This is a genomic window from Actinophytocola oryzae (assembly GCF_004364325.1).
Taxonomy (GTDB): Bacteria; Actinomycetota; Actinomycetes; order Mycobacteriales; family Pseudonocardiaceae; genus Actinophytocola; species Actinophytocola oryzae.
Window position 1 is genome coordinate 63,943 of sequence record NZ_SOCP01000017.1, and the last position, 23,203, is coordinate 87,145.

Below are 23,203 nucleotides of genomic sequence, written 5' to 3' on the forward strand. Positions count from 1 at the left end.
CGGTCAGCACCAGGCGTCGATAGCTGGCCTGGTACAGCTCCGCGAACCATGTCTCGCCGGTCACCACACCCCCATTCCTGATTGCAAGAGGCATGGGGGCCGCCTCAGGTTCTCGCTATCTCATGGCGCCCGCGGGCCGCAGCTCCCAGCTGGTCCAGAGCGGCCGGTAGCCCTGCCGCGCCCAGAACACCGACGCGAGCGGGTTGGGCGGGTTGACGTACAGGAACGTGCCGGTCGCGCCGCGCGCGTGCAGTTCGTGGTGCGCGACGGCCATCAGCTCACGGCCGACCCCGCCACCCCTGGCGCCCTCCGCCACGGAAACGCAGTTCACGTACCCCCAGCGGCCCGGCCGCACCAGGGTGCCGGTCAGGCCCGTCGCGGTGACGTCCAGCAGCCTGCAGTGCGCGACACCCGTCACGACGCCGTCGCGCTCGGCCAGCCAGATCAGGTCGCCCTGCTCGAAGTGGCCGGCCAGCGCGACCCGCTTGACGGCCTCGGCGTCCGGCCGCAGCACCGCCGCCCCCACGAGCGCCGAGTACGCCAGCTCGGCCAGCTCGAGCGCGAGCACCGCCTCGAGGTCGGCCGGGGTGGCCAGGCGGACCGTCACCCCTGCCTGGGGTGCCCTGGCCTTCGGGGTGCCCGCGCGGACCGTCCGCACCGCGATGGACGTCAGCGGGGTGAAGCCGTGTGCGAGCAGAGGTCTCGCGGCCTCCGCGTCACGGCTCGGCCACGTCAGCAGGCACGCGGAGTCCGAGCCGGGGGCCAGGTGGTCGAGCACGTGGCGCCACTCCCGCAGCAGCGCGTCCATGCCGTCGCCCGCCGCCGCGCCGAGCAGCGGGTGCAGCTCGTACAGCTCCAGCGCGGACCACAGCGTCGTCGCGGTGCCCGGCTCGAAGCTCGAATGGCTGAGCACGGCCGCGACCCGGTCACCGTCGGGCAGCGCCGCGGTGAGGACGTCGCCCTCCGGTGGCAGTGCGGCAGGGGGAAGGAGCGGGTCGATCCTCTCGAAGCGGGTGGTCTGGGCGTCGAGCAGCCCGGCGACGACACGAACGCCACTCACACCAGGCGCCGGGTCACGAAGATCGCCGTGCCGGGGAACAGCTCGCCACGCAAGGGGCTCCACTGGCCCCACTCGTCGGTGAGCCCTTCCGGCCACTCCGGCTCGACCAGTTCCACGATCGTGAGCCCGGCCGCCGTCAACGCACCGACGAAGTCGCCGAGCGTGCGGTGGTACTCGACGTAGGTGGCGTTGCCGTCCTCGTCGACCTCGACGTAGGGCGTCCGGTCGAAGTACGAGCCCGTCACGCGCAGCCCGTTCGGGCCGGGATCGTCCGGGAAGATCCACCGCATCGGGTGAGTGACGGCGAAGACCCACGAGCCGCCCGGCCGCAGCACGCGGGCCACCTCGCGGAAGGTCGCGGCCACGTCGGTGACGAACGGCACGGCGCCGAACGCCGAGCACGCGATGTCGAACGACCCGGAGGCGAACGGCAGCCGCTCCGCGTTCGCCCGCACGAGCGGCACGTCGATGCCCGTCGCCTCGTTGGCGGCCGCCGCGTAGCGCAGCATGCCCGCCGAAAGGTCCAGTGCGGTAACCCGTGCGCCGTTGGATCTCAGCCAGCGCGCACACGGCGCCGAGCCGCAGCCGACCTCGACGACGTCCTTGCCGTTGACGTCACCGAGTAGTCGGGCGTTCTCCTCGCGGACCGCCTCCGGACACCACACGAAGTCGGCGACGCCGAGGAACTCGCCGTGTTCCACGTGGTAGTCGTCGGCGTCGGCGTCCCACCACGCGCTGTTCGCCGCGACGGACTCGGCCGAGTCGGCCCACCGCCGTTCGCTACCCACCGTGCCCAGAAGGCGTTCGGCGGCCCGCTGCGGGGGCGGACTCACGTCCTCGCCTGCCCCGACCGTCGACATCTACCGCCCCCTTGGTGCGAAAACCCCCGGAACCAGGTTTGCCCGGTCGATGCACGGCCGCGTAGGATACATCCGCGCAGTGGTTTCGTGCTGCCGTCTGTTCATCATCTCGGGAATCAGATCCGGTTGCGCGGCGTTGCACGGTTGGCCGTCCTCCTCGCGAGGGGGCCGCCCGGGGAACTATGCCGCTGTCGCACCACAACTGCAAATCCCCACTCAACTCTCAACCAAGCCGTACCGGAGCCTCCTAGCTAATGTCCACCGACACCACCATCGTCCCGGCTGACACCGCGCCGCGCCAGCAGGTCGCCATCAACGACGTCGGGACGGGTGAGGACTTCCTCGCCGCCATCGACAAGACCATCAAGTACTTCAACGATGGTGACATCGTCGAGGGCACCATCGTTAAGGTCGATCGGGACGAGGTCCTGCTCGACATCGGCTACAAGACCGAGGGGGTCATCCCCTCTCGTGAGTTGTCGATCAAGCATGACGTCGATCCCAACGAGGTCGTCAAGGTCGGTGACGAGGTCGAGGCCCTGGTTCTCCAGAAGGAGGACAAGGAGGGCCGGCTGATCCTGTCCAAGAAGCGTGCGCAGTACGAGCGCGCGTGGGGCACGATCGAGGCGCTCAAGGAGAGCGACGAGCCGGTCAAGGGCACCGTCATCGAGGTCGTCAAGGGTGGTCTCATCCTGGACATCGGCCTCCGTGGCTTCCTCCCGGCCTCGCTGGTGGAGATGCGTCGTGTCCGCGACCTGCAGCCCTACGTCGGTCGCGAGCTGGAAGCCAAGATCATCGAGCTGGACAAGAACCGCAACAACGTGGTCCTGTCCCGCCGGGCGTGGCTCGAGCAGACCCAGTCCGAGGTGCGCAGCGAGTTCCTCAACCAGCTGCAGCGCGGCCAGGTCCGCAAGGGTGTCGTCTCCTCGATCGTCAACTTCGGTGCCTTCGTGGACCTGGGTGGCGTCGACGGTCTGGTGCACGTCTCGGAGCTGTCCTGGAAGCACATCGACCACCCGTCCGAGGTCGTCGAGGTCGGCCAGGAGGTCACGGTCGAGGTGCTCGACGTCGACATGGAGCGCGAGCGCGTCTCCCTGTCGCTGAAGGCCACCCAGGAAGACCCGTGGCGTCAGTTCGCCCGCACCCACGCGATCGGTCAGATCGTGCCGGGCAAGGTCACGAAGCTGGTGCCGTTCGGTGCGTTCGTCCGCGTGGACGAGGGCATCGAGGGCCTGGTCCACATCTCCGAGCTGGCCGAGCGCCACGTGGAGATCCCGGAGCAGGTCGTGCAGGTCGGCAACGACGTCATGGTCAAGGTCATCGACATCGACCTCGAGCGTCGCCGGATCTCGCTGTCCCTGAAGCAGGCCAACGAGGGCTTCACGGCGGACACCGAGTTCGACCCGACCCAGTACGGCATGGCGGCGGAGTACGACAACGAGGGCAACTACATCTACCCCGAAGGCTTCGACCCCGACACCCAGGAGTGGCAGGAAGGGTTCGACAAGCAGCGGGAGGAGTGGGAGCGCCAGTACGCCGAGGCCCACACGCGCTACGAGCAGCACATGGCGCAGGTCAAGAAGGCCGCGGAAGCCGAGGCAGCTGCCGAGACCGAGGGTGGCCCCGAGGTCGAGGGCACGGAGCGGGAGTACTCGTCCGCCGGTGCCGACAAGCAGAAGTCCGGTGGCACGCTCGCCTCTGACGAGCAGCTCGCCGCGCTGCGGGAGAAGCTTTCCGGTGGCGTCTGATCTCTGAGTCGGCGTGAGGCCCCGGCCGGGGGAGTTGTGACCCCCGGCCGGGGCCTTTTGCTGTGGCGGCAACGAAGGTGGAGACGATGACCGACGGGCCGTCCCCATCGCCGATCTGCTGCCCGCGAGCTACGTTCGGGCCGACCACCTGACACCCAGCAGATCCCGAAGAGCCCCAGCCGACGAGTCAGCTGGGGCCCCTTCTGCGTAACGAGTGGAGCCGTGTCCTGGGTACGACGGGATTCGTCGCCTACCGTTGGCCGATGAGGATCGGGCTCGTCGCGCTGATCGCCGCGCTTGCTCTTGGCGGATGCACCACGAGCACGCCACCCGACGCGCCCGCGGTCCCCGTCTTCACCAGTGCCCGCCCCGAAGCGGGCAGGGAACGCACCGTTCCCGACAGCTGCGACGCGGTCGCCACCCTCGACGACCTCTCGCGCATCCTGGCCACCTTCGTCACCGGGCCCGTCCAGCGGGTCGTCGGCGTGCCCCAGGACAACATCGGCCGCACCGCCCGCCTCGATTGCTACTACGGCGTCCCCGCAGGTCAACCCACCTCCGCTGCCCCGGTGTGGATCGGCCTCGCCGGTTACGTGGACGACGGGTCGGCCCGCGAACGCGTCGCCGCCACCGTCGCCGACGCCCGGGCCGCGACCGGCACCGTCGGCGTGAACGACGTCGCGGTCGGCTCGGACCGAGGGGTTCTGATCAGGTCCGCGAACTGGATGCTCGTCGCCACCCGCGGTCGTACGACCGTCGTCGTCCAGGCCGTCCCGGCGCTGGTGCGGGAGAACGACGCCGGTCTGATCCTCGGCCAGGTTGCGGACTTCGCACTGACCGGCCGGTGACACAATGCCCGCATGCTGCGGGTGGGTCTGACAGGTGGAATCGGTTCCGGCAAGTCCACGGTGGCGGGCAGACTCGCCGAGCACGGCGCCTACCTCATCGACGCCGACAAGATCGCCCGCGAGGTGGTCGAGCCCGGCACCGAGGGGCTCGCCGAGGTCCGGGCCGCCTTCGGCGACGAGGTCATCAGCGACGGCGCCCTCGACCGGGCGAAGCTCGCGGGCAGGGTCTTCTCCGACCAGTCGGCACGCGACACCCTCAACGGGATCGTCCACCCCCGCATCCGCGCCCGCACCGCCGAGCTGATGGCCGCCGCCCCGGCCGACGCGGTCGTCGTCCACGACGTGCCGCTCCTGGTCGAAGCCCACCTCGGGCCCGTCTACCACCTGGTACTCGTCGTCGACGCGCCCGAGGACGTACGGGTCCACCGCGTCGTCCGCTACCGGGGGATGGACGAGGCCGACGCGCGCGCCCGTGTCAGGGCACAGGCCGGCGAGGCCGACCGCCGCGCCGCCGCCGACGTCTGGCTGGACAACAGCGGCTCACCGGACGAGGTCCTCGCCGCGGTCGACGCTCTCTGGGCCGACCGGCTCGTGCGGTACGAGTCCAACGTCCGCCTCGGTCGCCGGGCCCACTACGGCGGTCCCCGTCTCGTGGAGTCCGACCCAGCGTGGCCCGCCCAGGCCCGGCGTCTGCGGGAGCGGATCGCGCTCGCGGGCGGCGAGCGTGTCCGGCGGGTCGACCACACCGGGTCCACCTCGGTCGGGGGGCTCGCCGCCAAGGACGTCATCGACCTGCAGGTCACGGTCGGCTCGATCGGGGACGCCGACGCGCTGGCCGAGCCGCTCGCCTCCGCCGGGTTCCCCCGCGTCGAGGGGATCGACCGGGACAACCCCAAGGACCACGCACCGGACCCCGCACTGTGGCAGAAGCGGCTGCACTCCGCCGCGGACCCCGGCCGCCCCGCCAACGTGCACGTCCGCGTCGAGGGCACCCCCGGATGGCGCTACGCGCTGCTCTTCCCCGACTGGCTGCGCGCCAACCCGGCCGAGCTGGCGGCCTACGAGGAGCTGAAGCGTTCCCTCTCCGCCCGCTACCGGGACGACGAGGACAGCGACCGCTACACGGACGGCAAGGAGCCCTGGTTCGACGACGCCGCCGTGCGCGCGGGGGAGTGGGCAGAACGCACCGGATGGCAACCCAGCTACGCTGACTGAACGTGGTCATATGGTTCTTTGGCGTGAAGCCCGCACTGTTCGACAGAGACCTCAGGGAAACGTGACGGTAGCCAACCACCATCCACCTCGGCAGTGGAACCTTCGTCGGGAGGTAACCCACACAGAGAAGTTCGGAGAGGCGGGCTGGCTAGCCGCCCCTTGTGTGCATCTCCAGGTGGGGGTCGCGCTTCAACGCGGTCAGCGGGATGAACGGCAGCCGGTCGCGCTCGGCAAGGCGGTCGACCGCGCCCCGGTCCGACCTCGCCCACCACGCGTCCGTGATCAGCTTCGCCATCTCGGCGTGCGTCGCCCCCTCCCGAAGGGGGTCGCGCAGGTTGATCCCGTCCATCGCGTACAGGCACAGGTACCACAGGCCGTCGGCGGTAAGGCGGCTTCGGTCGCAGGTCGCGCAGAACGGCTGGGTCGTCGAGGACACGATGCCGAACGTGGTGCCGTCGGGCAGCTCGAAACGGTCGGCGGGGGCGCCGTCCTCGTTGCGGAGGGGGGTGATCGGGCCATAGTGCGCCGTGAGCCGGGTGAGCATCTCCGCCCGCGACAGCACGCGTTCCGGCGCCCACGTCGTGGCGCCGCCGACATCCATGTACTCGATGAAACGGACCTCCGCGGGCACCGTCCTGCCGAACTCGATCAGGTCGACCAGCTCGTCGTCGTTGACGCCGTTCAACGCCACGGTGTCGATCTTGGTGCCGGTGAAGCCCGCCGGGGCCACCGACGCGATGCCCTTCAGCACCGACGGGTGGGTGGCTCGCTGCGACAGTGATTTCGACCGGTCGGCACGCAGGGTGTCGAGACTGACCGTGATACGGCCCAGGCCGGCCTTCTTCAGTGCCTCGACGTGTCCGGCCAGCAACACTCCGTTGGTGGTCAACGCGAGGTCGCGCAACGGCTTGGCGGCCAGCATGGTCACGAGCGACGGAAGGTCACGCCGCAGGAGCGGCTCGCCACCGGTGAGGCGGACCTTGTCGACACCCAGGTCCACGAACACGTCCACCAGCGTCGAGATCTCCTCGAACGTCAGCAGGTCGCGCCTGGGCAGCCACGTGTACTCGGCCTCCGGCATGCAGTACCGGCACCGCAGGTTGCACCTGTCGGTCACCGAGATCCGCAGGTTGCGCAGGGGTCGGCGGTAGGTGTCGAGCACCCAGCCTGCGTCGTCCCGAACTGCCACCCGACCAATCTATAGGCCGATCCCCATTTACGCCAGAATGGCGATAGCCATTATTTATCGGCCAATTCGTCGCCACTCTTGAAATGCGAAGAATTGAGGTACCCGCGGGAGAACGCCGTGGCCACGGCCGCGGCCCGGTCGTTGACGCCCAGCTTCGCGTACACGTGCAGCAGGTGGGTCTTGACCGTCGCCTCACTGATGAACAGGGTCCTGGCCGCCTCGCGGTTCGTCGACCCGCGCGCGATCAGGCCAAGCACCTCCAGTTCACGCTGCGACAGCGGCTCCGAGGCCGGCTGGCGCATCTGCCCCATCAGCCTCGTCGCGACGGCGGGGGAGAGCACCGCCTGCCCCTGCGCCGCCGCCTCGACCGCCCGGAACAGCTCGTCGCGCGGCGAGTCCTTCAGCAGGTAGCCGGTGGCACCCGCCTCGATCGCGGGCAGCACGTCGCTGTCGGTGTCGTAGGTGGTCAGGACCAGGATCCGCGCAGGCACGCCCCGCTTCGCCAGCTCCTTGATCGCCGTGACGCCGTCGGTCCTCGGCATCCGCAGGTCCATGAGGATCACGTCCGGCCGCAGCTTCTCGCCCGCCGCGATCGCCTCGGTGCCGTCGCCCGCCTCGCCGAGCACCTCGAACCTCGGGTCGGCGTCGAACATGCCGCGCAGCCCGTCGCGCACCACCGGGTGGTCGTCGACGATCAGCAACGTGATCACTTCGGGCCTCCGGCCGGGATCGCGGGCACCGACGCGGAGATCGCCGTGCCGCCGCCTGGCTCGGACTCGATCTCCAACCGCCCCGCGAGCCGCTGCACGCGCTGGCGCATGCCGGTGAGGCCGAAGCCGCCGTTCGCGGAACCGTTGGCGCGCTTGACGTTCGCCTCGAAGCCAACGCCGTCGTCACGCACGTCCAGTGTCACCAGGTCCTCCATGTAGGACAGTGTGAGGCCCACCCGCGAGGCCTTCGCGTGCTTGGCCACGTTCGCGAGCGCCTCCTGTGCGGTCCGCAGCAGCGTCACCTCGACGTCCGCGTGCATCGGCCGGGGGTCGCCGGTCGTGGTGAGCACCGCGTCGATCCGGTTCACCTCCGACCACCTCCTGGTCACGTCGCTGATGGCGTCGGGGAGCCTGGCGTCCGCGAGCATCGAGGGCTCCACCGCGTGGACCGTCTCGCGGGCCTCGGTGAGGCTCTCGCGGGCCAGGTTCATCGCGTTCGTGACGTGCCGGTGCCACGTGGCGGGCACGTCCGCGGTCTGCTCCGCGGCCTGGAGCTGGGTGAGGATGCCTGCCAGGCCCTGCGCCAGCGTGTCGTGGATCTCCCGCGCCATCCGCTGCCGCTCGTCCAGCACCCCGGCCTCGCGGGCCTGCACCAGCAGCTGTGCGTGCAGACCGGCGTTCTCCTCCAGTGCCGCCTCGAGCTTCACGTTGGCCTCGTGCAGCTCGACCAGTGCCTGCTTCTGGTTGGCGTTGCGCCGGTCGGCCATCTCGGCGAAGTAGGAGAACGCCCCGGCGAGCACCGAGACGATCGCGCTGAGGGCCACCCAGCCCCACCACAGGTTCTCGTGCACGATGTTGGCGAAGCCGCCGACGTAGGACATCGACGCGACCGTCGCCGTGGCGACGGTCCCGACGTAACGCCACCGGCCCCGCAGGTACTCGAACGCCATCGCGTAGCCGGCGAAGGTGAAGAAGCCGAACCAGGGCGCGATCGCGACCAGCCCGAAGGCCAGCGCGATCACGCCGGCGTAGTAGAAGGCCATGAGCGGGGTGTTGTCGTGCCAGGCAGGGTGGAGCGTGTGGAACCAGAGGAGCCAGAGGACGGTCGCGGCCGTGAGTCCCAGCATCGGCGCGTAGGGCACCGGCTGGTCCCACAGCGGCTGCGCCAGCGTGATGAGCGCGCCCGCCGCCAGGAGGTAGTAGGGAAGGACCTTGAAGACGGCCCGTTCCCCACGCTCCCAGCGGGCGTTCTCCGCACGCAGCTCGGCCTCGATGCTCACGACTTACTCCCAGCGGAAGAACCGCGCGGCCAGTCCGCCGGCCACGATCGTCCACCCCAGCATGACAGCCACGTGCAGTAGCTGCGGCCAGTGACCTGCGGCGGAGTCCTGCAATGATTGCACGCCGGCACCCAGCGGTGTGAAGTCGCTGATCGTCCGCAGCACGTTGTTCATGGTCTCGCGGGGCGCCCACAGGCCGCCGAAGAACAGCACCGGGAAGAACAGCACGGTCCCGATCGCGCCGGCGCCCTTGCCGCTCGGTGCGAGGGAGGCCACGAGCAGCCCGATCGACAACATCGCCAGGGCGCAGAGCACGTAGGAGACGAGGTAGGCGGGCAGCTGGCTCGGTAGGCTGACGTCGAACGCCACCCGGCCGATGGCCAGGACCACGACCATCACGAGCACGGACATGACCGTGCACATCAGCAGTTGGGCGCCGAGCATCACCGACGGCTTGACCGGGGTGGTCCGCATCCGCCGCAGGACACCCTTCTCGCGGTAGGTGGCGAACTGCTGGGGCAGGCCGCTGAGCGAGAATGTCGCTATCGCCATCGCGACGATGATCGGCGCGTAGAGGTCGATCACCCGCAGGCCGCCGAGCCCCTTGTCGGGCTCGCGCATCGCCGGGATCGAGCCGAGGATGATCAGCAGGAGCGGGGGGAACACGATCGCGAAGAAGACGCCTGCCGGTTCGCGGAAGAAGAGTTTGGTCTCGGTGCGGGTGAGTCGAGTCAGTGCGGACATGTCTGTGATGCTCCTCAGGCGTCGATCTTGCGGCCGGTGAGTGCGACGAACGCGTCGTCGAGGGAGGTCTGCTCGACCCTGAGGTCGCCTGCGACGACCTGGTTGCGGGCGAGCACGGTGGTCACGGCGAGCAGCAGGTTGCCGGTGCCGGTGACGACGAGCTGGCTGCCTGCCCGCTCGACCGACGCGACCTCGGGCAGGGCGGTCAGCAGGGCGTGGTCGATCGGCGCGGACGGGCGGAACCGGATCCGCTGCCGGTCGTCGACCTTCGCGACGAGGCCGGCGGGCGTGTCGACGGCGACGATCTGGCCCGAGTCGACCAGCGCGAGCCGGTCGCACAGCCGTTCCGCCTCTTCCATGAAGTGCGTGACCAGCACGATCGTGACGCCGCGGTCGCGGATGCCCTCGATGAGGTCCCACGCGTCGCGGCGGGCCTGCGGGTCCAGGCCGGTGGTCAGCTCGTCGAGCACGGCCACCTTCGGGTTGCCGAGCAGCGCCAGCGCGATCGACAGCCGCTGCTTCTGACCGCCGGAGAGCCGCCTGAACTGCGTGCTCAGCTTGTCGGTCAGGTTCAGGATCCCGATCAGCTCACGCCAGTCGGCCGGGTTGCGGTAGAAGGAGCTGTAGAGCTCCATCGCCTCGTCGACCCGCATCTTGTCGGGCAGCTCGCTCTCCTGCAGCTGCACGCCGAGCAGCTCACGCAGCTCGCGGCTGTCGCTGCGCGGGTCGATGCCGCCGACGCTGATGGAACCGCCGTCCGGCGAGCGCAACCCCTCGATGCACTCGACGGTGGTGGTCTTGCCCGCCCCGTTGGGGCCCAGGATGCCGAAGATCTCGCCCTGCTCGACGGCGAAGCTCACCCCGTTGACGGCGGTGTGGTCCCCGTAGCGCTTGACGAGGTTGTTGACCTCGATGATTGCCATGCCACAAGCGTGGCTTCCGGGAGGGGTCCGCCGAATCGACCGCGCGGCCAGGCCTCTGATCGACTGCGGTGGGTCAGCTGATCAACCGATCGGTGGATGCCCGGTCAGTAGGGCGGCCAGACGTCGAAGATGTGCTTGTAGGCCAGCCACGAGGAGAGGTCGTGCCGGAACTGGCTGAACTCCTCGAGTGTCTTGTGGACCGTGCACATCGCCAGGTCGGCGTCACCCACCCGGATGACCTGGCTGGCGACCGCCGCGGCGAACTCCTCGGACTGCACGATCCGCGCCCGCATGCCGGTCGGCGCCTCGAGCCCGAGCAGCAGGTCGGTGGTGCGCCAGTGGCGCCCGTCGCTGGTCGCGCGGACCGCGGTGAGCACGCTCGGACCCGCCTTCGCGTGCCGCGAGCGCGGGCGCTGGTGGGTGAGGCGGAGGTTGAGCGTGGGCAGCAGCCACGTCACCTCGGCGTCGTGGAACGGGTCCTCGGGGGTGGGGCACTCCGTGCGCAGCCCCCAGCGTTCGACCTGGCACGTTCGCAGGTGCCGGGTCGTGCCGGAGGAGTACGTCCGCGACGCCGTGAAGGTGTCTACGACGTCGACGAGCTGGGGGGTGATCGCCGTGCCCACCTGTCGAAGGGTAGTCGTCGGCGTGCTGTCGGTGATCCACGGGTTTCGATTCGTTATGTCACGACTCGTACCCAGTCAGGTACCGAATTGATAAATGCATCACCCGACTGGTCAGTAGCCATTGACCGTGCGTGGCGCTCTCGCTAGACCTTGTCGTCCCAGGTCAGGGGAATGTCGAGCCATGCCTCGACGTCGTACCCCGCTGCCGCGATCCCGTCCACCGCTGTGAAGGTCCGTTCGAACGCGCGCTCGACCGTCACCCGGTCGAGGTGCCCGGCGGTGTGCGCCTCGAGGACCTCGTCGGTGTCCAGCACGCGGAGGTCCCGGCGGTCGCGCACCAGGATGTCCAGATAGAGGTCGGTGGTCCGCCACACCGGTCCGCGCTCGACGTCGACGATGTCGATGTACACGTCGTGGCCGAGCGTCTGGCCGGGGTGCGGCAGCCAGCGGCCGATCCGCAGGCCGTGGCCGGGCAGCAGCCACGACCGGAAGTAGCCGATGTGGGGATGACCCTCCACCGGCCGCCCCATGTACAGGCCGAAGTCGGTGGTCTCGTAGCGGTCGACCACCCGCACGATCCCCTTCGGGTCGGTGTTGGTCATCGCGGCGACGTCGAACAGCTCGATCTTCGGTGGGTGCAGGTCGGTCACGACCCCAGCCTGCCAGTACCGCCGCCCAACGGCCCGAACATGCTCTGACCTGCGCGAACCAAAACTGTCGTACCCCCGGCGTAACCTCTTTGTCGTGGCAACCGTGACCGCTAACTCCGAGTTCCGACCCATCGGTGACATCCCCCGCACCGACGGCAGCTTCCGCATGGTCAGCGACTACGCGCCGGCAGGCGACCAGCCCGCGGCCATCGACGAACTGGAGCGCCGCGTCAACGCGGGCGAGAAGGACATCGTGCTGCTCGGCGCCACCGGCACGGGCAAGTCGGCGACCACGGCGTGGCTGATCGAGCGGCTGCAGCGCCCGACCCTGCTGATCGCGCCGAACAAGACGCTGGCCGCCCAGCTGGCCAACGAGCTGCGCGAGTTCTTCCCGAACAACGCGGTCGAGTACTTCGTCAGCTACTACGACTACTACCAGCCGGAGGCGTACGTCCCGCAGACGGACACCTACATCGAGAAGGACTCGTCCATCAACGAGGACGTGGAGCGCCTGCGCCACTCGGCGACGTGGAGCCTGCTGTCCCGCCGCGACGTGATCGTGGTCGCCTCGGTGTCGTGCATCTACGGCCTGGGCAGCCCGCAGGAGTACCTGGACCGCACGATCGCGCTGGCGGTCGGCGACGAGGTCGAGCGGGACGTACTGCTGCGTGCGCTGGTCGACACCCAGTACACCCGCAACGACGTGGCCTTCAGCCGCGGCACGTTCCGGGTGCGCGGCGACACGGTCGAGATCATCCCCGCGTACGAGGAGCTGGCCGTCCGCATCGAGTTCTTCGGCGACGAGGTGGAGGCGCTGTACTACCTGCACCCGCTCACCGGCGACATCGTCAGGCAGGTCGACTCGGTCCGCATCTCCCCGGCGACCCACTACGTGGCGGGTCCGGAGCGGATGGAACGCGCGATCAGGGGGATCGAGGCGGAGCTGGAGCAGCAGCTGGCCCAGATGGAGAAGCAGGGCAAGCTGCTGGAGGCGCAACGCCTGCGCATGCGCACGAGCTACGACATCGAGATGATGCGCCAGGTCGGGTTCTGCTCGGGCATCGAGAACTACTCGCGCCACATCGACTACCGCGGCCCCGGCACCGCCCCAGCGACCCTCCTCGACTACTTCCCGGAGGACTTCCTGCTCGTCATCGACGAGTCCCACGTGACGGTGCCGCAGGTCGGCGGCATGTACGAGGGCGACATGTCGAGGAAGCGCACCCTGGTGGAGCACGGTTTCCGCCTGCCGTCCGCGATGGACAACCGCCCGCTGACGTGGGAGGAGTTCCAGGACCGCATCGGCCAGACCGTGTACCTGTCGGCGACGCCGGGTCCGTACGAGATGGGCCAGACCGCGGGCGAGTTCGTGGAGCAGGTGATCCGCCCGACCGGCCTGATCGACCCGGAGGTCATCGTCAAGCCGACGGAGGGCCAGATCGACGACCTGGTCCACGAGATCCGCGTGCGTGCCGAACGGGACGAGCGCGTGCTGGTCACGACGCTGACGAAGAAGATGTCGGAGGACCTGACCGACTATCTGTTGGAGCTGGGCATCCGGGTTCGTTACCTGCACTCGGAGGTGGACACGCTCCGGCGGGTGGAGCTGCTGCGTCAGCTGCGGCTCGGCGAGTTCGACGTCCTGGTGGGCATCAACCTCCTGCGTGAGGGGCTGGACCTACCGGAGGTCTCGCTGGTGTCGATCCTGGACGCGGACAAGGAGGGGTTCCTCCGGTCCGGCACGAGCCTGGTGCAGACGATCGGCCGTGCGGCGCGGAACGTGTCGGGCCAGGTTCACATGTACGCGGACCGCATCACGGACTCGATGCGCCACGCGATCGACGAGACCAACCGTCGTCGGGCGAAGCAGATCGCGTACAACGAGGAGCGGGGCCTGGATCCGCAGCCGTTGCGGAAGAAGATCGCCGACATCCTGGACCGTGTGTACAACGAGGCCGAGGACGGCTCGACGGAGTCGGTTCCGATCGGTGGGTCGGGTCGTAACGCGTCCCGTGGTCGTCGGGCGGCGGGGGAGCCGGGTGGTCGTTCTTCCGGGGTTTACGTCAAGGAGAACGTCGGGTCGATGGCTCGGGCGGAGCTGGCGGATCTGGTGCAGCAGTTGACCGATCAGATGATGAACGCGGCGCGTGATCTTCAGTTCGAGTTGGCGGCTCGGTTGCGGGATGAGATCGCTGATCTGAAGAAGGAGTTGCGGGGGATGGATGCTGCTGGGGTCAAGTAGTTGGGTTGTCGGTTGTGGGCGGGGGCGGGCCGGGGCCGGGGTGCGTGGGGAGGGTTGGGTAGGGGGTTGGGTTGGCAGGGCCGGTTGAGGTTGTGCGGGGCCGGGGCCGGGGCCGGGTCGGGGTGTGTGGGGAGAGTTGGGCGTGGGGGGTCGGTGGGCAAGGACTGGTTGAGTTTGGCCGGAGCCGGAGCCGGAGCCGGAGCCGGAGCCGGAGCCGGAGCCGGAGCCGGAGCCGGAGCCGGAGCCGGAGCCGGAGCCGGAGCCGGAGCCGGAGCCAGAGCCAGAGCCAGAGCCAGAGCCAGAGCCAGAGCCAGAGTGGGGCCGGGAGCCGAGAGCGAGGCCCGGAGCCAGAGCGGGGCCGGGAGCCGAGAGCCAGGCCCAGAGTCAGAGTCAGGGCCGGAGTTGGGGCCGGGAGCCGGAGCCAGAGTCAAAGGCGGAGCGGGGCGGGAGCCAGAGCCGGAGCTGGGGTGCCGATGCATGTCCCTCCCCGACACAACGCCACCCCAACCAGGCCCTGCCAACCCACCCCCTACCCAACCCTCCCCAGTCACCCCCGGTTTGGGGCGGCGAACCTGTCTGGGGTCTTCAGCCCTTCATCGCCCTCCGTCGTTTGGGTGTGGCCCGTCGCACTTTGCGGAGACTTCTGGGCGGTAGGTCAGGGGGATTCCCAGGATGTGTCGGATGTAGATCTCGATGTGTTCGGGTAGTCGTGGGTTTGCTTCTATCTTGGCGAACGTCGTGATCAGTCGGGCGTCTGGTGTGGCTGTGCGGTGGACTGTGCGCCAGAGGTTCAGCGGTTGGGTTTCGGTGCCGCCGACCGAGTGCTCCACGTGGAAGATCGGTTGGGCGGTTGTCGCCCGCAGGAGGTCGCCGTCTGGGCCTCGGTGTTCGGTCGTTCCGATGAACGTGACGGTTTGTGCGTCGTGGTCGAGTTTGGTCTGTTCCAGTACCAGTCCGTAGGTTTCCGGGGCCAGCCACAGGCGCTGTGTCGACTTGCGGGCGAAGACGTCCTCGTTGCCCCAGGCCGCCGCGCTGCCTGCGGCTACCACCCCCGGGATGAAGACGTCCGGGTGACGGGCCTTGCGGGTCTCCAGGTCCCAGAGCATGGCTCGGGTGAACACCAGCGGCTCGTCGAGGACGTACCTGTCCTCGAGAACCTTGTTGACGTCGAGTGGGGACAGTTCGTACCGGGTCGAGGTGGGGTCGTGCCAGGCCTCGCGGAAGAGGTCTTCGTGCTTGAGGGCTGTCATCGGCGCCTCTTCCCTGGAGGTAGTTATGCGCATAACATTATGCGCATAACTAGTTTCGTCAAGGAGTGACTGTGGACTTCGAGCAAGCCGACGCCATCAACCAGGCCATCCGTCTCCTGAGCCTGCGTCATCGGGCCAGGGCCGCTGCCCTTCTTGCCCCGCTTGGGCTGCATCCTGGGCAGGAGGCGCTCCTGCTCGAACTCGCCAGGACCGGGCCGATGATCCAGGCCCAGCTCAGCGACGCCCTCGGGTGTGAGCCGCCCAGTGTCACGCTCATGAGCCGCAAGCTCGACGCCTCCGGTCACATCCGTCGCTCGCCCGCTCCCTCCGACAAGCGCGCCAGCGTCGTCGAACTCACCGACAGCGGCATTGCGTTGGTCGGTCGGATCAAGGAGCTTTGGTGCGCTCTCGGGGAGGAGACTGTTGCCGGTCTGCCCGCCGAAACTGTGGCGGGCCTTCCCGGCATCCTCAACACGTTGACCGGCAACGTGGACTCCAGGCGCCATCCACACGGTCGGGCCGGACTCGTCGAGCAGGACCGTGACTACGAACCCAGCGCGTTGGGGTTCGTGCGTGAGCACGTCGAGCAGATCATGCGTACCGGCACGACGGACGGGGTCACGATGAGCGACCGGCCCGTGGTGTTGATGACCTATCGGGGCGCCAGGTCCGGCAAGCTTCGCAAGACTCCGGTGATGCGTGTCGAGCACGAGGGGCGCTACGCCGCCGTCGCTTCCAACGGTGCTCAACCGACCAACCCGCAGTGGTATCCGAGTCTGCTTGCCGAGCCCGCCGTCGAGTTGCAGGACGGTACGGTGACCCGTCGGTTCCTGGCGCGTGAGGTGTTCGGGGACGAGAAGGCGCTCTGGTGGCGGCGGGCCGTGGACGCCTATCCGGACTATGCCGACTACCAGCGCGGGATCGACCGACAGATCCCCGTCCTGGTGCTCGAACCTGTCACGTCTCCTGTGGAGGTTTCGTCCACTCGGGTATGAACGTCCTTCTCTGGATCGGGCAGATCGTGCTCGCCGGGATCTTCGCGTTGTCCGGGTCGCTCAAGTCCACGCAGAGTGCGGAGCGGATGGTCGAGACCGGTCAGACGGCCGCGAAGATCGTGCCGTTGCCGTTCATGCGGGTGGCGGGTGTGACCGAGCTTCTCGGCGTGGTCGGGGTCATCCTGCCGTGGGCCACCGGGATCGCCCGGGTCCTCACGCCTGTCGCCGCGGCCGGGTTCGGTGTCGTCATGGTGCTTGCCGCGACCGTCCACGCGCGGCTGCGTGAGCCGAAGGCCATCTCGACGAACATCGGCATCCTCGTGGTCGCGCTCCTCGTCTCATGGGGTCGGTTCGCTGACCTCTGAGCCTCGACGCAACGTGCGGATCTGGCGGCTCACCAGGGCGACCAGCGTCGTGACCACGATCAGGACCGCGCAGCCGACCAGGGTGGGCCCCGTGCCGGCGGCCGACGCGATCGGGCCTGTCGCCAGACCGCCTACCGGCACCGCGATGTACGAGCCGATCATGTCGTAGCTGTAGACCCGGGCGAGGCGGTCGCCCGGCACGTTCTCCTGCAGCGACAGGTCCCACGCGATCGTGAACTGCTCCAGTGCCAGTCCACACAGGAACATGGCGGGCATCAGTACCGCGAGGTGCGGCACCACGCCGAGCACGAGCAGGGGCGGCGCGGCCAACGTCACCAGCGCCACGCCGAACAGCAGTGCCCGTCTTGGCAGCCACCGTGCCGCCAGGATGCCGCCGACCACCGCGCCCGCTGTCTGGCACGCCAGCGACAGGCCCCACGCCGCGCGTCCGAACGTCTCGTCCGCGACCACCGGGCCGAGGACCTGCGCGCCGCCGACCACCGCCGCGTTGACGATCATGAACTGCAGCACCACCACCCACACCCAGCTCCGTGACACGAACTCCGTCCAGCCCTCACGCAGTTCGGCCAGCGGGTTGGCGCGGGGCCGCACGACCCGTTCGCCGCCGACCCGGACGTAGCCGAGTGCCTCCAGCGTGAAAACCACGGCCACGGCCGCCATCGCCCAGCCCGGTCCGGCCGACGCCACCAGCAGGCCGCCGAGTGAGGCCCCCGTGATCGCGGCCGAGTTCGTGCCGATCCGCAGCAGTGCGTTGGCCGGCTGCAACTGTTCCGGCGGCACGGTTTCCGGCGTGATGGAGTAGGACGCGGGCAGGGCGACCGCCGCCACCGCGCCGTTGACGAGCCCGATGGCGGCCAGCAGCGGCACCGACGCGAAGCCCGCCACCACCGAGGCCGCCATCAGTGCCGCGGTGGCCGCCGCGGCGAGGCTGGAACCCTGCAGCAGCAACGCTCTCGGCAGCCGGTCCGCCAGCACCCCGCCGGCGAGCAGCAGCACGACGTTCGCGATGGCGCGGACACCCACCACGAAACCGAGGTCGCCCACCGAGCCGGTGAGGTCGAGGACCGCGAAGGACAGCGCGATCGGCGCCACGGCGTTGCCGAGGAACCCGGTCGTGCGCGCGGCCGCGAGCCAGCGGAACCGCGCATGCGATAAAACCCCCATACGGGAGTTCTACCGCAGCAGACCCTCGTCCAGGCGTACCAGTGCGGCATCCAGCGTCGAGAGGATCTTCGGGTCCTCGGTCCTGACCCAGTTCAGTGCCGCGGTCAGGAGCACGCCGAAGATCGCGCCGACGGTCGCCTGCAGCGCGGGGTCCTCCGGTGAGGTGCCGACGCGTGCGGCGGACAGGTCGGTGATGATCTCCAGCGTCTCCCTGGTGCCGTGCAGGGTCGCGCCCCACAGCTCCGGCACCGACAGCAGCAGCCGCCCCCGGTCGAGCTGGATCTCGACGTCGCGGGGCGTCATCTGGGCGAACGCCTCGCGGATCGCGGCCCGCCACGCCTGGATGAGGTTCAGCTCCGGTGGCTGCGACTCGAACGCCGCGTAGATCACCGGGTCGTAGTCGTCGTGCACGACGAGGTCTTCCTTGGTGGGGAAGTAGCGGAAGACGGTGCTCGGCGACACCTCGGCCGCCTCGGCGACCTGCTCGACGGTCGTCGCCGCGTAGCCCTGCTCGCGGAACAGGCGGACCGCGTGCGACTGGATGGCGATCTTCGTCCTCGCCTTCTTGCGCTCGCGCAGCCCGCCCGCCCCGGTCTCGGCGGCTCTACCGAACAACGACGTCATGACCCGATTCTGCTGGTTGTGGGGCCGTGATGGCGACCCGGGTCGCGCGTGCGGGCAGGAAGAGCAGGGTCAACAGGGCACCGAGGACAGCCATCCCGACCGCCACCCACGCCAGCTGTGAGAGCCCTTCGACGAACGCCGTCCGCACCTCGGTGAGCAACGCGGCGGAGCCGGCCTTCTCGGCGACCGCGACGCCGGCGAACACGCTGTCCCGGACGGCGTCCCGCACCTGCGCCGGCAGTCCGGTCAGGGTCAGGTGGGCGGTGTAGCCGGCGTTGAGCACGCTGCCGAGGATCGCCGCCGACAGCGGGGAGCCGAGCTTCTGCACGGCCTGCATCAACGCGGACGCCACGCCCGCGCGGTCGGCGTCGATGGTGGCGAGCGCCGCGCTCGACGCCGTGGCCAGCGCGAGGCCCGCGCCGAGTCCGCCGAGTGCGGTCCACGTTGCCGCGAGACCGTAGCCGCTGGCCACGGTGGTGGCGGTGGCGAGCACGAGCGCGCCCGCGAGGATCGCGAACCCGATCGTGACGGTGATCTTCGACCCGAGCCGCGTGGCGATCCGGTCGGCGCTGCCCGCGCCGACCATCATGCCGCCGAGCAGGGGGAGCAGCCGGATGCCGCTGCCCATCGCGTCGGTGCCGAGCACGCCCTGGAAGTACTGCGGCGCCGCGAACAGCACGCCGAAGAACGCGAACACGCCGAGCCCGGCGATGACCGTGCCCCAGAGGAACCGCTCGTCGCGGAAGAGGCGCAGGTCGACGAGCGCGCGGCTGCCCCGGCTCCGCTCCCACAGCCCGAACAGGACGAGGACCGCCAGACCGCCGAGGATCCCGCCGAGCGCGCCCGCCGAACCCCAGCCGTCCTGACCGGCCTTGACGACCCCGAACGTGAGTGCCGCGAGCCCCGCGCTGGAGGCCACCATGCCGACCGGGTCGAGTGCGGGCCGGTGGGGACTGCGTGACTCCGGCAGTAGCACGACCACCGCGACCAGTGCGACCGCGAGTACGGGCAGGTTCATGAGGAAGACCCAGCCCCACCAGAGGTTGCTGAGCACCCACCCGCCGACGATCGGCCCGAGCGGCAGGGCGAGGAAGTTCGCGACCGACCAGATCCCGATCGCCCTCGGCCGCTCCTCCGGCGTGAACATCACGGTCAGCCCCGAGAGCACCAGCGGGATCACGAACGCGCCACCGAGACCGAGCACGGCCTGCGCCGCGATGAACATCCCCGGGCTGGTGGCCACGGCCGCGAACACGGACCCGGCCGCGTAGATCAGCAGGGCGACGACCAGCATCTTCTTCCGCCCGAAACGGTCACCGAGCAGTCCGCCCGGAAGCACGCCCGCCGCCAGCATCAGCGTGAACGCGGAGACGAACCACTGCAGCTCGGCGGCGCTCGCGTCCAGCTCGCGGGCGAGCGTCGGCAGCGCGACGGACAGGATCGTCGCGGGCAGGGCCACGGCAAGCACGGCAAGGCTGAGCGCCCCCAACGCCCACCACCGGCGGTTCCCTTCGACCGACATGAGAGTACGCCACCTTTCGACAGTCAACACGAAAATGAAAGTACACTGTCAAATTCGAGTTGGCTAGCAAATAGAACGCGCGAGCCCGCCGGGCTCGCGCGTCGGTGCTCGGGAGGTCAGTCCCGCAGGTCGGGGAAGTCCTCCTCGCGGTACTCGCCCGCCACGCGGGTCTCGGGGTCGGCGTGGACGTCGTGCTCACGGCCGCGCAGCTCGACGCGGCGGATCTTGCCGGAGATCGTCTTCGGCAGCTCGGCGAACTCCAGGCGGCGGATCCGCTTGTAGGGCGCCAGGTTCTCGCGGGCGAAGGCCAGGATGGACCGGGCCGTGACGGCGTCGGGGGAGTGGCCGGCGGCCAGCACCACGTACGCCTTGGGCACCGAGAGCCGGATCGGGTCCGGCGACGGGACGACCGCCGCCTCGGCGACCGCCTCGTGCTCGATCAGCACGCTCTCCAGCTCGAACGGCGAGATCCGGTAGTCCGACGCCTTGAACACGTCGTCCGACCGCCCCACGTAGGTGATGTACCCGTCCGCGTCGCGGGCCCCGACGTCACCCGTGTGGTAGTAGCCGTCGCGCATGACCTCGGCCGTGCGTTCCTCGTCGTCGGCGTACCCGGTCATCAGCCCGACCGGCCGCCTCGACAGGTCGACGCAGATCTCGCCCTCGTCGCTCGGCACGCCCGCCGCGTCGATCAGCGCGATGCCGAACCCGGGCAGCGCGCGGCCCATCGACCCCGGCTTCACCGGCTGGCCGGGCGTGTTCGCGACCTGCACGGACGTCTCCGTCTGACCGAAGCCGTCCCGGATCGTCACGCCCCACGCCTTGCTGACCTGCTCGATCACCTCGGGGTTGAGCGGCTCGCCCGCCCCGACGACCTTGACGGGCGGTGTCCGCAGCGCGTTCAGGTCGGCCTGGATCAGCATCCGCCACACGGTCGGGGGCGCGCAGAACGACGTGACGGCGCACCGGTCCATCACACTCATCAGGCCGAGCGCGTCGAAGCGCGTGTAGTTGTGGATGAACACCGTCGCCTCGGCGTTCCACGGCGCGAACACGTTGCTCCACGCGTGCTTCGCCCAGCCCGGGGAGGAGATGTTGAGGTGCACGTCGCCGGGTTCGAGGCCGATCCAGTACATCGTGGACAGGTGGCCGACCGGGTAGGACACGTGCGTGTGCGTCACGAGCTTCGGCCGCGCGGTCGTGCCCGAGGTGAAGTACAGCAGCAGCGTGTCGTCGGCGTTCGTCACGCCGTCCGGCGAGAACCCGGCGGGCTCGCGCTCGGCGTCGGCGAAGTCGAGCCACCCGTCGACCGGCTCGCCGACGGCGACGCGGGTGTAGGAACCGGGCACGTCGGCGAACTTCGGCGCGTCGGCCGACCGCACCACCACGTGCGCGGCCCTGCCCCGCTCCACCCGGTCCCGCAGGTCGGCGGCGCCGAGCAGGGTGGACGCCGGGATCAGGACGGCGCCGAGCTTCATGGCGGCGAGGATCGTGAGCCACAGCTCGCCCTGGTTGCCGAGCATGAGGACGATCCGGTCGCCGCGCCGGACCCCGTTCGCGCGCAGCCAGTTCGCGACCTGGTCGGACCTGCGGGACACCTCCGCGAACGTCCACCTCAGCTCGCTGCCGTCCTCCTCCACGATCCACAGCGCGGGCCTGCTCGCGGTCGGCTCGGTCGCGGCGACCACGTCGAACCAGTCGAGCGCCCAGTTGAACTCGGTCAGGGCAGGCCAGTCGAACTCCGCGGTGGCGCGGAGGTAGTCGGTCCTGTGGTCGAGGAGAAAGTCCCGTGCCGCGCGGAACGTCTCGGTGGCCCCACTGCTCACCTTGTCTGCCTCCTACTCGCCGTTGAACTTCGGTGCCCGCCGCTCGACGAACGCCTGCACCGCCTCACCAAGATCCTCGCTGGGCAGGAACGCGGCGTTCCAGGCCCCCACGTAACGCAGCCCGGCGGCCACGTCGTGCTCGCGCTGGTTGTTGAGCACGTCCTTGACACCCTGCACGACCAGCGGCGGGTTGGCCGCGATGTCGGCGGCGAGCGACCTGGCCGCGGCGAGCACCGCCTCCTGGTCCGGGTACACGTCGTTGACCAGGTTGATCTTCTCGGCCCGCGCCGCGTCGATGTCCCTGCCGGAGTAGGCGAGCTCACGCAGGTGCCCCTCGCCGATGATCCCGGCGAGCCGGTGCAGGCTGCCGAGGTCGGCGACGATCGCGACCTTGACCTCGCGGACGCTGAACTTCGCGTCGGCGCTGGCCAGCCGCACGTCCGCCGCCGCGATCACGTCGACCCCACCGCCGATGCACCACCCGCTCACGGCGGCGATCACGGGCTTGCGGCACGCCGCGACGGCGGTCACGGCGTCCTGGAGCCTGCGCAGCTTGCCGAGGAACTCGGTGCGCGGCTTCGCGAGGGCGCGGTCGCCGAGCAGGCCCGCCCAGTCGCCGGACATCGCGGGCAGGTCGAGACCGTAGGTGAAGTTCGCGCCACTGCCCGTGAGCACGACCGCGCGGACGGCGTCGTCCCGGTCGAGCTCGCCGAAGACGATCGGCAGCTCCCGCCAGAAGTCCGGGCCCATCGCGTTGCCCTTGCCCGGGCCGAGGAGTGTTACGTCCGCGACCCCGTCCGCGATATCCACCTTCAGCGAGACCAGGTTGTCGGTCATGCTGCCATCCTCATCCGTTCGGCTTTTACCCGCAGTATGTCCTACTGACCACAGAGTTCCCCCGATCGTGTCGGCCGAGGTTTGGCAGTCTGGGCCGGCTTGGGCGTTACCGTCCGGCTCAGGCGGATCCTCATGTCAAGGAGGGCGCGAATGGCACGGGAAAACGTGATGTCGACGCCGATTTTCGACCAGCTGCTGCGTGAGATGGCGCAGCGGGCGGAGCAGCACGCCTCGAGCCCGTCATCTCCTCCGGTGCCACCCTCGACCGCGTCACAGGCCCAGCCGGAGCCCTCGACAGCGGCGGAGGGGGAACAGCGCCCCACCCCGAGACGCCGCCATCGCGCGGACTGACCGCACCACCGACCGGCCGCCCGTGCACTGAAGGACGCCTTCCTTACGTCCAGCGTTACGAAGGCGTCCTTCAGTGCACCGGGGCCGGCTGGGACTTGCGTCTCACTGTCCTCCTCACCACAAAGTCTTTAGCGACGTGAACTATCTGCGTTAGCC

22 protein-coding genes are annotated in these 23,203 nt (G+C 69.6%); 7 read left to right on the top strand and 15 right to left on the bottom strand.

Annotation, left to right across the window (positions count from 1 at the left end):
- Window positions 1-115 precede the first annotated feature (115 nt).
- Together CLV71_RS35020 and CLV71_RS35025 are read right to left on the bottom strand one after the other, a co-directional pair.
- Complete coding sequence (locus tag CLV71_RS35020) at window positions 116-1,060, bottom strand: GNAT family N-acetyltransferase (protein WP_166664392.1); 945 nt, start codon at window positions 1,058-1,060, stop codon at window positions 116-118.
- The gene (locus CLV71_RS35025) at window positions 1,057-1,920 is read right to left on the bottom strand and encodes a class I SAM-dependent methyltransferase (protein ID WP_133907197.1); all 864 of its coding nucleotides are present in this window, start codon (window positions 1,918-1,920) and stop codon (window positions 1,057-1,059) included. Before CLV71_RS35025 ends, CLV71_RS35020 begins: the two co-directional genes overlap by 4 nt.
- A gap of 254 nt (window positions 1,921-2,174) precedes the next feature.
- Between CLV71_RS35025 and rpsA the strand changes: the two genes are divergently transcribed.
- From rpsA to coaE, 3 genes are all read left to right on the top strand, one after another.
- Entirely contained in the window at window positions 2,175-3,668 is a 1,494-nt protein-coding gene (rpsA, locus tag CLV71_RS35030) for a 30S ribosomal protein S1 (protein ID WP_133907198.1), read from the top strand.
- 263 nt (window positions 3,669-3,931) lie between these two features.
- Window positions 3,932-4,516, top strand: coding sequence for a hypothetical protein (locus tag CLV71_RS35035; RefSeq protein ID WP_133907199.1), 585 nt, complete (start codon window positions 3,932-3,934; stop codon window positions 4,514-4,516).
- Window positions 4,517-4,528: 12 nt separating this feature from the next.
- Window positions 4,529-5,731, top strand: a complete 1,203-nt coding sequence (gene coaE, locus CLV71_RS35040) for a dephospho-CoA kinase (RefSeq protein WP_133907200.1) — start codon at window positions 4,529-4,531, stop codon at window positions 5,729-5,731.
- A gap of 148 nt (window positions 5,732-5,879) precedes the next feature.
- Here coaE and moaA read toward each other — a convergent pair whose 3' ends face one another.
- From moaA to CLV71_RS35075, 7 genes are all read right to left on the bottom strand, one after another.
- Window positions 5,880-6,920 (bottom strand): GTP 3',8-cyclase MoaA, encoded by a 1,041-nt coding sequence (moaA, locus tag CLV71_RS35045; protein ID WP_208297902.1) that lies wholly within the window; start codon window positions 6,918-6,920, stop codon window positions 5,880-5,882.
- A 50-nt stretch (window positions 6,921-6,970) separates the two neighbouring features.
- Window positions 6,971-7,630, bottom strand: coding sequence for a response regulator (locus CLV71_RS35050; protein WP_133907202.1), 660 nt, complete (start codon window positions 7,628-7,630; stop codon window positions 6,971-6,973).
- Window positions 7,627-8,910 carry a sensor histidine kinase gene (locus CLV71_RS35055; RefSeq protein ID WP_133907203.1) on the bottom strand — a complete coding sequence of 428 codons (1,284 nt, stop codon included), beginning with the start codon at window positions 8,908-8,910 and terminating at the stop codon, window positions 7,627-7,629. The genes CLV71_RS35050 and CLV71_RS35055 overlap by 4 nt, the downstream gene beginning before the upstream one ends.
- Window positions 8,911-8,913: 3 nt before the next feature.
- Window positions 8,914-9,654 carry an ABC transporter permease gene (locus CLV71_RS35060; RefSeq protein WP_133907204.1) on the bottom strand — a complete coding sequence of 247 codons (741 nt, stop codon included), beginning with the start codon at window positions 9,652-9,654 and terminating at the stop codon, window positions 8,914-8,916.
- Between the two features lie 14 nt (window positions 9,655-9,668).
- Window positions 9,669-10,577, bottom strand: a complete 909-nt coding sequence (locus CLV71_RS35065) for an ABC transporter ATP-binding protein (RefSeq protein WP_133907205.1) — start codon at window positions 10,575-10,577, stop codon at window positions 9,669-9,671.
- 104 nt (window positions 10,578-10,681) lie between these two features.
- Entirely contained in the window at window positions 10,682-11,200 is a 519-nt protein-coding gene (locus CLV71_RS35070) for a ribonuclease FAU-1 family protein (RefSeq protein ID WP_133907206.1), read from the bottom strand.
- Window positions 11,201-11,343: 143 nt separating this feature from the next.
- Window positions 11,344-11,850, bottom strand: coding sequence for a ribonuclease FAU-1 family protein (locus CLV71_RS35075; RefSeq protein ID WP_166664393.1), 507 nt, complete (start codon window positions 11,848-11,850; stop codon window positions 11,344-11,346).
- A 103-nt stretch (window positions 11,851-11,953) separates the two neighbouring features.
- On the opposite strand from CLV71_RS35075, the gene uvrB reads away from it, so the two are divergent.
- Complete coding sequence (gene uvrB / locus CLV71_RS35080; protein ID WP_279588776.1) at window positions 11,954-14,092, top strand: excinuclease ABC subunit UvrB; 2,139 nt, start codon at window positions 11,954-11,956, stop codon at window positions 14,090-14,092.
- 593 nt (window positions 14,093-14,685) lie between these two features.
- Here the strand turns inward: uvrB and CLV71_RS35085 are convergent.
- The gene (locus CLV71_RS35085; RefSeq protein ID WP_133907208.1) at window positions 14,686-15,342 is read right to left on the bottom strand and encodes a hypothetical protein; all 657 of its coding nucleotides are present in this window, start codon (window positions 15,340-15,342) and stop codon (window positions 14,686-14,688) included.
- A gap of 71 nt (window positions 15,343-15,413) precedes the next feature.
- On the opposite strand from CLV71_RS35085, the gene CLV71_RS50505 reads away from it, so the two are divergent.
- Together CLV71_RS50505 and CLV71_RS35095 are read left to right on the top strand one after the other, a co-directional pair.
- A complete protein-coding gene (locus CLV71_RS50505) occupies window positions 15,414-16,337 on the top strand; it encodes a nitroreductase/quinone reductase family protein (protein WP_133907209.1) in 924 nt (307 codons plus the stop codon).
- Complete coding sequence (locus CLV71_RS35095; protein ID WP_133907210.1) at window positions 16,334-16,702, top strand: DoxX family protein; 369 nt, start codon at window positions 16,334-16,336, stop codon at window positions 16,700-16,702. Before CLV71_RS50505 ends, CLV71_RS35095 begins: the two co-directional genes overlap by 4 nt.
- Here CLV71_RS35095 and CLV71_RS35100 read toward each other — a convergent pair.
- From CLV71_RS35100 to CLV71_RS35120, 5 genes are all read right to left on the bottom strand, one after another.
- Window positions 16,676-17,887, bottom strand: coding sequence for an MFS transporter (locus CLV71_RS35100; protein WP_133907211.1), 1,212 nt, complete (start codon window positions 17,885-17,887; stop codon window positions 16,676-16,678). The two genes, CLV71_RS35095 and CLV71_RS35100, sit on opposite strands and share 27 nt — an antisense overlap.
- Before the next feature lie 9 nt (window positions 17,888-17,896).
- Window positions 17,897-18,511: a TetR/AcrR family transcriptional regulator gene (locus tag CLV71_RS35105; protein ID WP_133907212.1), complete on the bottom strand. Its 615-nt coding sequence runs from the start codon at window positions 18,509-18,511 to the stop codon at window positions 17,897-17,899.
- Complete coding sequence (locus tag CLV71_RS35110; RefSeq protein ID WP_133907213.1) at window positions 18,492-20,033, bottom strand: MFS transporter; 1,542 nt, start codon at window positions 20,031-20,033, stop codon at window positions 18,492-18,494. The genes CLV71_RS35105 and CLV71_RS35110 overlap by 20 nt, the downstream gene beginning before the upstream one ends.
- Window positions 20,034-20,149: 116 nt before the next feature.
- Window positions 20,150-21,859, bottom strand: a complete 1,710-nt coding sequence (locus CLV71_RS35115) for an AMP-binding protein (RefSeq protein WP_133907214.1) — start codon at window positions 21,857-21,859, stop codon at window positions 20,150-20,152.
- Window positions 21,860-21,871: 12 nt separating this feature from the next.
- Complete coding sequence (locus CLV71_RS35120) at window positions 21,872-22,696, bottom strand: crotonase/enoyl-CoA hydratase family protein (RefSeq protein ID WP_133907215.1); 825 nt, start codon at window positions 22,694-22,696, stop codon at window positions 21,872-21,874.
- Window positions 22,697-22,846: 150 nt separating this feature from the next.
- On the opposite strand from CLV71_RS35120, the gene CLV71_RS35125 reads away from it, so the two are divergent.
- Entirely contained in the window at window positions 22,847-23,047 is a 201-nt protein-coding gene (locus CLV71_RS35125; protein WP_133907216.1) for a hypothetical protein, read from the top strand.
- Window positions 23,048-23,203 lie beyond the last annotated feature (156 nt).

What these genes read in the sequence shown, in the direction of transcription:
- CLV71_RS35095 (WP_133907210.1), top strand. Translation starts at nt 16,334, where the DNA reads ATGAACGTCCTTCTCTGGATCGGGCAGATCGTGCTCGCCGGGATCTTC.
- CLV71_RS35025 (WP_133907197.1), bottom strand. Translation starts at nt 1,920, where the DNA reads ATGTCGACGGTCGGGGCAGGCGAGGACGTGAGTCCGCCCCCGCAGCGG.
- CLV71_RS35125 (WP_133907216.1), top strand. Translation starts at nt 22,847, where the DNA reads ATGGCACGGGAAAACGTGATGTCGACGCCGATTTTCGACCAGCTGCTG.
- CLV71_RS35110 (WP_133907213.1), bottom strand. Translation starts at nt 20,033, where the DNA reads ATGTCGGTCGAAGGGAACCGCCGGTGGTGGGCGTTGGGGGCGCTCAGC.
- rpsA (WP_133907198.1), top strand. Translation starts at nt 2,175, where the DNA reads ATGTCCACCGACACCACCATCGTCCCGGCTGACACCGCGCCGCGCCAG.
- CLV71_RS35120 (WP_133907215.1), bottom strand. Translation starts at nt 22,696, where the DNA reads ATGACCGACAACCTGGTCTCGCTGAAGGTGGATATCGCGGACGGGGTC.
- CLV71_RS35105 (WP_133907212.1), bottom strand. Translation starts at nt 18,511, where the DNA reads ATGACGTCGTTGTTCGGTAGAGCCGCCGAGACCGGGGCGGGCGGGCTG.
- CLV71_RS35085 (WP_133907208.1), bottom strand. Translation starts at nt 15,342, where the DNA reads ATGACAGCCCTCAAGCACGAAGACCTCTTCCGCGAGGCCTGGCACGAC.
- CLV71_RS35060 (WP_133907204.1), bottom strand. Translation starts at nt 9,654, where the DNA reads ATGTCCGCACTGACTCGACTCACCCGCACCGAGACCAAACTCTTCTTC.
- CLV71_RS35100 (WP_133907211.1), bottom strand. Translation starts at nt 17,887, where the DNA reads ATGGGGGTTTTATCGCATGCGCGGTTCCGCTGGCTCGCGGCCGCGCGC.
- coaE (WP_133907200.1), top strand. Translation starts at nt 4,529, where the DNA reads ATGCTGCGGGTGGGTCTGACAGGTGGAATCGGTTCCGGCAAGTCCACG.
- CLV71_RS35035 (WP_133907199.1), top strand. Translation starts at nt 3,932, where the DNA reads ATGAGGATCGGGCTCGTCGCGCTGATCGCCGCGCTTGCTCTTGGCGGA.
- CLV71_RS35065 (WP_133907205.1), bottom strand. Translation starts at nt 10,577, where the DNA reads ATGGCAATCATCGAGGTCAACAACCTCGTCAAGCGCTACGGGGACCAC.